Raw genomic sequence first — 785 nt, forward strand, 5'->3', positions numbered from 1 at the left:
ACGTGGAGTGTGTCGAGCCCGTCCGTGCCCCGCTCCCCGAGCCGGGAAGCAGTTCATGACCGCTCTTGCGTGCCACCGGGCCGGTCCGCTGCTGCGCGTCCTGCTCACGGCCCGTCCGTCCTGGCACGTGGAGTGTGTCGAGCCCGTCCGTGCCCCGCTCCCCGACCCCGGAAGCAGCTCATGACCGCTCTCCTGCGCTACCAGGCCGATCTGCTGCTGCGCTCCCAGCGCTGGCTGCCGCCGGTGATCCTCTACGTGGTGTTCCTGGGCGTCGGGGTGCAGAGCGGCCAGCCGGTGCTGAACTCGCTCGGCTACACGGCCGCCGCGCTGCTGCCGGTGGCCGCCTGGCTGGTCCGGATCTGTGTCACCGGCGAGCCGCCGGCGGCCCGGGCCTGTGTCGCCGCCGCGCGCGGACCCGCCCGGGCGCACCTCGCCTGCCTGCTCACCGCCCTGCTCGCGGCCGCGCTGCTCGGGGTGGCCGCCACCGTGGTGGTGACGGCCCTCAGCGCTCCGGTGAGCGACGGGCACCGGGTGCACGTCGCCCCGCTCCGGGCCGCGGCGGCCGGACTGCCGGCCGCCCTCGCCTGCGCGCTGCTCGGTACGGCGATCGGCGCGCTGACCGGTCCTCCGGTGCTGCGCTCCACCGGCCGGGCGGTGCCCGCGATGCTGCTGGGCACGCTGCTCGCGGTGGTGACGGCCGGATCGCCGGCGCAGGCCGCGGTCAGCGGTCTGGTCACCGGTTCGCGCAGCGGCCGGGTCCCCCTGCCGCTGCCGCCCCTGGCCGG

The 785-nt window shown here is 76.9% G+C and carries 1 protein-coding gene; it reads left to right on the top strand.

Annotation, left to right across the window (positions count from 1 at the left end; all coding sequences use genetic code 11):
• Positions 1–180 precede the first annotated feature (180 nt).
• On the top strand, positions 181–785 hold a 605-nt coding region (locus GT045_RS20815; protein ID WP_161335081.1), incomplete at its 3' end, for an ABC transporter.

This window comes from Streptomyces sp. SID486 (assembly GCF_009865385.1).
Taxonomy (GTDB): Bacteria; Actinomycetota; Actinomycetes; order Streptomycetales; family Streptomycetaceae; genus Streptomyces.